This is a genomic window from Priestia iocasae, from assembly GCF_016909075.1.
Taxonomy (GTDB): domain Bacteria; phylum Bacillota; class Bacilli; order Bacillales; family Bacillaceae_H; genus Priestia; species Priestia iocasae.
In genome coordinates this window covers 591413-598427 of sequence record NZ_JAFBFC010000002.1, presented here as the reverse complement: position 1 = coordinate 598427, position 7015 = coordinate 591413, and the positions used below count along the sequence as shown (strand labels likewise).

Annotated in this window: 5 protein-coding genes and 11 tRNA genes; 15 read left to right on the top strand and 1 reads right to left on the bottom strand. The window is 39.1% G+C overall.

The window, feature by feature from the left end:
• Nucleotides 1–15: 15 nt before the first annotated feature.
• The 11 genes from JOC83_RS08070 to JOC83_RS08020 all read left to right on the top strand — a co-directional run bounded on the left by JOC83_RS08070 (nt 16) and on the right by JOC83_RS08020 (nt 1100).
• Nucleotides 16–91 (top strand) — tRNA-Phe (locus JOC83_RS08070).
• Between the two features lie 12 nt (nt 92–103).
• Nucleotides 104–179, top strand: a tRNA-Thr gene (locus tag JOC83_RS08065).
• Nucleotides 180–195: 16 nt separating this feature from the next.
• Nucleotides 196–280 (top strand) — tRNA-Tyr (locus JOC83_RS08060).
• 8 nt (nt 281–288) lie between these two features.
• Nucleotides 289–362: transfer RNA gene (locus JOC83_RS08055), tRNA-Trp, on the top strand.
• 25 nt (nt 363–387) lie between these two features.
• A tRNA-His gene (locus JOC83_RS08050) sits at nt 388–463 on the top strand.
• Nucleotides 464–505: 42 nt separating this feature from the next.
• Nucleotides 506–580 (top strand) — tRNA-Gln (locus JOC83_RS08045).
• 4 nt (nt 581–584) lie between these two features.
• Nucleotides 585–659: transfer RNA gene (locus JOC83_RS08040), tRNA-Gly, on the top strand.
• A gap of 14 nt (nt 660–673) precedes the next feature.
• Nucleotides 674–747: transfer RNA gene (locus tag JOC83_RS08035), tRNA-Cys, on the top strand.
• A 10-nt stretch (nt 748–757) separates the two neighbouring features.
• Nucleotides 758–846, top strand: a tRNA-Leu gene (locus JOC83_RS08030).
• A 29-nt stretch (nt 847–875) separates the two neighbouring features.
• A tRNA-Leu gene (locus JOC83_RS08025) sits at nt 876–956 on the top strand.
• A 70-nt stretch (nt 957–1026) separates the two neighbouring features.
• Nucleotides 1027–1100, top strand: a tRNA-Gly gene (locus tag JOC83_RS08020).
• Nucleotides 1101–1240: 140 nt separating this feature from the next.
• Here the strand turns inward: JOC83_RS08020 and JOC83_RS08015 are convergent.
• Entirely contained in the window at nt 1241–1906 is a 666-nt protein-coding gene (locus JOC83_RS08015; RefSeq protein WP_205186008.1) for a B3/B4 domain-containing protein, read from the bottom strand.
• Nucleotides 1907–2025: 119 nt separating this feature from the next.
• Here JOC83_RS08015 and queG point away from each other — a divergent pair, with 119 nt between their 5' ends.
• The 4 genes from queG (at nt 2026) to JOC83_RS07995 (ending at nt 6978) form a co-directional block, all read left to right on the top strand.
• Nucleotides 2026–3159 carry a tRNA epoxyqueuosine(34) reductase QueG gene (queG, locus tag JOC83_RS08010; protein WP_205186006.1) on the top strand — a complete coding sequence of 378 codons (1134 nt, stop codon included), beginning with the start codon at nt 2026–2028 and terminating at the stop codon, nt 3157–3159.
• Between the two features lie 102 nt (nt 3160–3261).
• Nucleotides 3262–4116 (top strand): amidase domain-containing protein, encoded by an 855-nt coding sequence (locus JOC83_RS08005; RefSeq protein ID WP_205186076.1) that lies wholly within the window; start codon nt 3262–3264, stop codon nt 4114–4116.
• 64 nt (nt 4117–4180) lie between these two features.
• Entirely contained in the window at nt 4181–4663 is a 483-nt protein-coding gene (trmL, locus tag JOC83_RS08000) for a tRNA (uridine(34)/cytosine(34)/5-carboxymethylaminomethyluridine(34)-2'-O)-methyltransferase TrmL (RefSeq protein WP_205186004.1), read from the top strand.
• A gap of 419 nt (nt 4664–5082) precedes the next feature.
• Nucleotides 5083–6978: a PrkA family serine protein kinase gene (locus tag JOC83_RS07995; RefSeq protein WP_205186002.1), complete on the top strand. Its 1896-nt coding sequence runs from the start codon at nt 5083–5085 to the stop codon at nt 6976–6978.
• The last annotated feature ends 37 nt before the right edge of the window (nt 6979–7015 follow it).

The following is a 7015-nucleotide window of genomic DNA, read 5'->3' as shown; positions in this document are numbered from 1 at the left end:
CCGCCATTTTAAAAAGGCTCGGTAGCTCAGTCGGTAGAGCAATGGACTGAAAATCCATGTGTCGGCGGTTCGATTCCGTCCCGAGCCACCATTTTGAAAGATTGCCGGTGTAGCTCAATTGGTAGAGCAACTGACTTGTAATCAGTAGGTTGGGGGTTCAAGTCCTCTCGCCGGCACCATTTCAGAATAATATGTGGAGGGGTAGCGAAGTGGCTAAACGCGGCGGACTGTAAATCCGCTCCCTCAGGGTTCGGCGGTTCGAATCCGTCCCCCTCCACCATTTAATACAGGGGCATAGTTTAAAGGTAGAACTGCGGTCTCCAAAACCGCCAGTGTGGGTTCGATTCCTACTGCCCCTGCCAATTTAATTTAATCTAATGTATTATGGCGGCTGTGGCGAAGTGGTTAACGCACCAGATTGTGGCTCTGGCACTCGTGGGTTCGATTCCCATCAGTCGCCCCATAAGCTAAGCTATAATAAATAATAATATAATAATATAAAAATTGGGCTATAGCCAAGCGGTAAGGCAACGGACTTTGACTCCGTCATGCGTTGGTTCGAATCCAGCTAGCCCAGCCATATTGCGGAAGTAGTTCAGTGGTAGAACACCACCTTGCCAAGGTGGGGGTCGCGGGTTCGAATCCCGTCTTCCGCTCCAATTTTTTTATTTTTGGCGGCATAGCCAAGTGGTAAGGCAGAGGTCTGCAAAACCTTTACCACCGGTTCGAATCCGGTTGCCGCCTCCATGATAATGCTGCCGGGGTGGTGGAATTGGCAGACACACAGGACTTAAAATCCTGCGATAGGTGACTATCGTGCCGGTTCAAGTCCGGCCCTCGGCACCATTTTTAATTAATTAGTTGTTTCTTATTTTGCCGGTGTGGCGGAATTGGCAGACGCGCACGACTCAAAATCGTGTTCCTATGGAGTGTCGGTTCGAACCCGACCACCGGTATTGAGTCAAATTTAACAGGATAATACCTGTTTTTATTTTAGCCATACGTCGACAAAATTCGATAATATTTGCGGGTGTAGTTTAATGGTAAAACCTCAGCCTTCCAAGCTGATGTCGTGGGTTCGATTCCCATCACCCGCTCCATACATAATTAGTCACAACGCAGTATCTCGTTAAAAAATGAGGTATTGCGTTTTTTAGTATGTATGGAAGATGAAAACAATGAACCTTTGTCTCTTTTCTAATACTATGGAGACAAAGGCATTGAATAACATTTATGCAGATTAAGTTACAATAGAATAGCTAGCTTCTCCACCATGAATTTGGATGAACATATCCTTTAATGATCTTGTTAAATCAAGTGCACTTGAGTCACTTAGAGAAGGTCTTAAATAGATAAGCTGGATAGCTTGTGTTGTGTCTTGTGTGACTGGAGCACGATTAGAATCCACATAAGGACTGCCAAAGCTACCTTTTGAATCTTTTGAAATTAACTTATTTGCTAAAGAGATTTCTCTGTTGTTAAGTCCTGTATAGCTTTCTTCTTCCTTACCAAGGGAAACAGTGATTGAGTCATGCAGTTTTTCAAGGTCATAAATGCCAATTGGAATTTGGTATTGAAGAGAGAAAAAGTTATTCAAATCCACTGCAGAGTTAATGGAAGGAAGATATGTTTGTTTTTGAATACGGCGATACAAGGCCTCAATAGAAGGGCGATATTTACTTGGATCGGTTCCAAGTTGTTTGAAGATTGTTCGCCATTCTTTAATACCTTCGACATCAGCAATGGGTAAGCTTTGCAAATCAAAGTAGATTGACTCTTGAAATAGGCGAAGTCTTCCTTGTAGCATTTGAGGTGATACGCCTACTTGGATGTTTTTATATTCAATGGCACCAATCTTAAAAGTTGGAAACAGCTTTTTTATTTCGTTAGATAAATGGATTTCCAATTGTTGTTCATTCCTTTCATTTTTTCTTATGGTTATGATGATAGAGGTAGTAGTCTACACTATTTGATAGTACACAGTTATTTAATAGATTACATTTCAAAAGAAAGGAGGTCAATGAAATGAACTCGCAGCAATTAAAAGAAGCAATTGTTGAGTATAGCCAGTCGATAGGTATTGATAAAATTGGGTTTGCGAGTGCATCTGTATTCGAAGAATTAAAAGGAAGACTCCTTACACAACAAGCACTTAATTATCAGTCAGGATTTGAGGAACCAGATATTGATAAGCGAACAAACCCTCAATTATTGTTACCTAATGCCTCATCTATTATTTCAATTGCTTTAGCGTACCCATCAAAAATGAAGAATCCCCCAAAGAGTACAAAAGAAGAGCGTAGAGGAATCTTTTGTCGAGCATCTTGGGGACAAGATTATCATACCGTTCTACGAGATAAATTACAGAAGCTCGAAGCCTTTATTTTAGAGTTAGTTCCTGAAGCAACCGTTAAATCAATGGTGGATACAGGTGAACTATCTGACCGAGCAGTCGCACAAAGAGCTGGTATTGGGTGGAGCGCAAAAAACTGTTCTATTATTACGCCTGAATTTGGCTCCTACGTGTATTTAGGTGAAGTCATTACAAATCTTGCTTTGCCACCTGATCAGCCGATGGAAGATCGTTGTGGGTCTTGTAACAAGTGCGTGGAAGTGTGTCCTACAGGCGCATTAATAACGGGAGGCCAATTGGATTCTCAGCGTTGTATTGCGTTTTTAACACAAACAAAAGGGTTTTTAGCGGAAGAGTTTCGTAGTAAGTTAGGAAATCGTCTTTACGGATGTGATACGTGTCAAACGGTCTGTCCGGAGAATAAAGGAAAAGATTTTCATTTACATCCGGAAATGGAGCCAGATCCTGAGATTGCTAAGCCAAAATTAAAACCACTGTTGCACATGAGTAATCGTGAATTTAAAGAGAAATTTGGACATGTATCAGGTTCTTGGAGAGGCAAGAAACCAATTCAGCGAAATGCTATTATTGCACTTGCTCATTTTAAAGATGAGACAGCTGTTCCTGACTTGTTAAAAGTGGTAAAAGAAGATGTTCGTCCTGTTATGAGAGGAACAGCTGCATGGGCTCTTGGTAAAATAGGGGATGCAAGTGTATTGAATGAATTACAAAAGCTAAGAGAGAAAGAGTTAGATGAAGAGGTTCAACAAGAGATGGACAAAGGAATTTCTATGCTACAAGCCTAACTTTTTGTATTAAGAGACAAACGTTTTATCATAGCGTATAAATAAAGGACGCAAAAGGTGGTGAAACGTTTGCTTACCAAAAAGTATATTCTTCAAGCGCTAATGAAAGCTAGAGCTGATGGGTATGTCAATCAAGATGTAAGAAATAATGACTTTGCTTCATTTATTCATACACAATGTGAAAGCAAAGAAAAGCTCCTGAAAAAGCGGGATGCTGAAATTGTAAAATGCCATGCGAAAGGATGGATTGATCACGTACAGGGTGAAGAGGATGAGGTGACATTTATCTACTCTCTTCACATTCAGTCTCTTATTAAACAGAGAGAGCTATTTTATATAGAAGAAGAAATTGAAAAGCGACAAGCTCTTTTTTATAAAGATACTCTTTTAAAAGATGAGGCTATCCTTCTTAGAGATGATTCTGCAACAAGATCGAACTTGTCGATCGATGTACAAGGAGAAAATCGTGCTTTTACCTATAATCGTCTTGGAGCTGTTCAATATGCAGAGAAGTGGTGGAATACGTATAATCCGAAGTACAAAACGTTTGAGGTAAACTGCACCAATTATGTATCACAATGTCTCCATGCCGGAGGAGCACCGATGAGAGGTCAACCCAATCGTGCAAAGGGATGGTGGACAAATAATAATGTATGGAGTTATAGCTGGACAGTTGCTAATTCAATGTATTGGTATCTGAAAGGTTCAAAGGCAGGTTTGTGTGCACAAGAAAAAAGTGCTGCCAATGAGTTAGTTCCTGGCGATATTATTTGCTATGATTTTGAAGGAGACGGCAGATGGAATCATACGACAATTGTCGTAGCAAAAGATGCAAATGCGATGCCACTCGTGAACGCTAATACGTATAATAGCCGAATGCGTTATTGGGCTTATGAAGACTCAACTGCTTATACACCAAACATTAAATATGCATTTTTTCATATTGTCGATCGCTAAATGCAAATCTTATTTTTGTTTTAGCGAGATAGTGGTATAATGGTGGATAGATTTTTGTTTAGAGGTGACTATTGTGGGACTACACGTCGTTTTATATCAACCAGAAATTCCAGCGAATACTGGAAACGTTGCAAGAACTTGTGCAGCAACAAATACAACATTACATTTAGTTCGTCCATTAGGATTTTCAACAGATGATAAAATGCTAAAGCGTGCTGGTTTAGATTACTGGCAATATGTAAATGTTGTGTATCATGATTCACTAGAAGAAATTTTTGAAAAGTATCCAGAAGCTGCTTTTTACTTTATTACAAAGTTTGGTCAAAAGCCGCATACAACGTTTGATTACAGTTCATTAGAACAGGATCATTTCTTCGTGTTTGGTCGCGAAACAAACGGCTTACCAAAACACATCATTGAAGAAAACATGGAGCGTTGCTTACGTTTACCAATGACTGAAAATGTTCGTTCATTGAACTTGTCAAATACAGCTGCAATCCTTATTTATGAGGCGCTGCGTCAACAAAATTATCCTGGTTTATCGTAAGGAACAGAAAGCCCTTCACATTTGTGAAGGGCTTTCATTTTTATGTTCATATGTAAAGCAATTATTTACGTTTTGCACCTGGCTTTTCATTATACCCTGCTGTGAAAATCGCAGATAAGAAAGTGAGGCACACACCAATCACTAGAAGTGTTCTCATTGTTCATCCTCCTTTGTTGTTAACTTTTAATCTAACTTGTCCTCTTTTTATTATAGCGGAAGATAAAACGTCTGTGAATGAAAAGTATGGACAAAATTTTACAAATCGTTCATTGCTAACAAGGCCTTCAGTGTACATTTTAGACGTTCTGATAAAGGAGAGTTTTTACAATTCACAGATTTAAAAAGCATGTTCAACGATATGTGTGCATAAAGTGTATTAATCTTGTTCACTAGCCTGATCAGTAGGGGGAGGTCCTTTAATGGATATATTAAAAAAGATTGAAAAGTACCGTGAAGATGAACAGCGTCTTAAGTGGGAAGGCACCTTCGCAGATTATCTAGAAATTCTAAAAGAAAAGCCGTATGTTGCCCAATCTGCACACTCAAGAGTTTACAACATGATTAAAGATGCAGGGATTGAAGAAGTCAATGGGAAGAAACAGTATCAATTCTTTAGTGGACAATTGTTTGGTCTTGAAGAATCATTAGAGAGACTAGTTGAAGAGTACTTCCATCCAGCAGCGAAAAGATTAGATGTAAGAAAGCGTATTTTACTACTAATGGGACCTGTTAGTGGAGGGAAATCAACGTTAGTCACCATGCTAAAAAGAGGACTTGAAACATACTCTCATTCAGATCGAGGAGCTGTATATGCAATTAAAGGCTGCCCGATGCATGAAGATCCACTTCATTTAATTCCACATCACCTTCGCGATGATTTTCATCAAGAGTATGGAGTTCGTATTGAGGGGAACTTGTCACCATTAAATTTAATGAGGCTTGAACAAGAGTATGGTGGCAGAATTGAAGATGTAAAGGTAGAGCGAATTTTCTTCTCTGAAGATAAGCGTACAGGTATTGGAACATTTAGTCCATCTGATCCTAAATCACAAGATATTGCTGATTTAACCGGAAGTATTGATTTTTCTACCATTGCTGAATACGGGTCCGAATCAGATCCACGCGCCTATCGATTTGATGGAGAGTTAAACAAAGCGAACCGTGGAATGATGGAGTTTCAAGAGATGTTAAAATGTGATGAGAAGTTTTTATGGCATTTATTATCTCTGACTCAGGAAGGGAATTTTAAAGCCGGCCGTTTTGCGCTTATTAGTGCGGATGAATTAATTGTGGCTCACACGAATGAAACAGAGTATCGTTCATTTATTTCAAATAAAAAGAACGAAGCATTACACTCTCGTATTATTGTGATGCCAGTTCCATATAACTTAAAGGCAAGTGAAGAAGAGAAAATTTATGAAAAAATGATTCGTGAAAGTGACGTTTCTAATGTTCATATTGCGCCGCACACGTTTAAAGTTGCGTCAATCTTTACAACGTTAACTCGCTTAAAAGAACCGAAAAAAGGTGACATTGATCTCGTTAAGAAGATGCGTCTATATGATGGGCAATCTGTAGAGGGGTACAATGAAGCAGATATTCAAGAATTGAAAAAGGAATACACTGATGAAGGTATGAGTGGAATTGACCCACGCTACGTTATTAACCGTATTTCATCAACGATTATCCGTAAAGATGTGTCATCGATTAACGCATTAGATGTGCTCCGTTCCTTAAAAGAAGGATTAGACCAGCATCCATCTATCTCAAATGAAGATCGTGAGCGATATTTAAACTATATTTCACTTGCTCGTAAGGAATATGATGAAATTGCGAAAAAAGAAGTGCAAAAAGCATTTGTGTATTCTTATGAAGAGTCGGCTAAAACATTAATGGATAATTATCTAGACAATGTAGAAGCGTACTGCAATAAAAACAAACTTCGTGATCCATTAACAGGAGAAGAAATGAACCCAGATGAGAAGTTAATGCGTTCAATTGAAGAGCAAATTGGCATTTCTGAAAACGCGAAGAAAGCATTCCGTGAAGAAATTCTCATTCGTATCTCTGCTTATGCACGAAAAGGGAAGCGTTTTGACTATAACTCTCATGAACGTTTACGTGAAGCAATTCAGAAGAAGTTGTTTGCTGACTTAAAAGATGTAGTAAAAATCACAACCTCTACAAAAACACCAGATGAGCAGCAGCTGAAGAAGGTAAATGAAGTAGTGGCCCGATTGATTGATGAGCATGGATACAATTCGGTGTCTGCTAACGAATTACTACGCTATGTAGGTAGCTTACTAAATCGATAAACGATCTTTGCCCAGTCTAGCGACTGGGCTTTTCTTT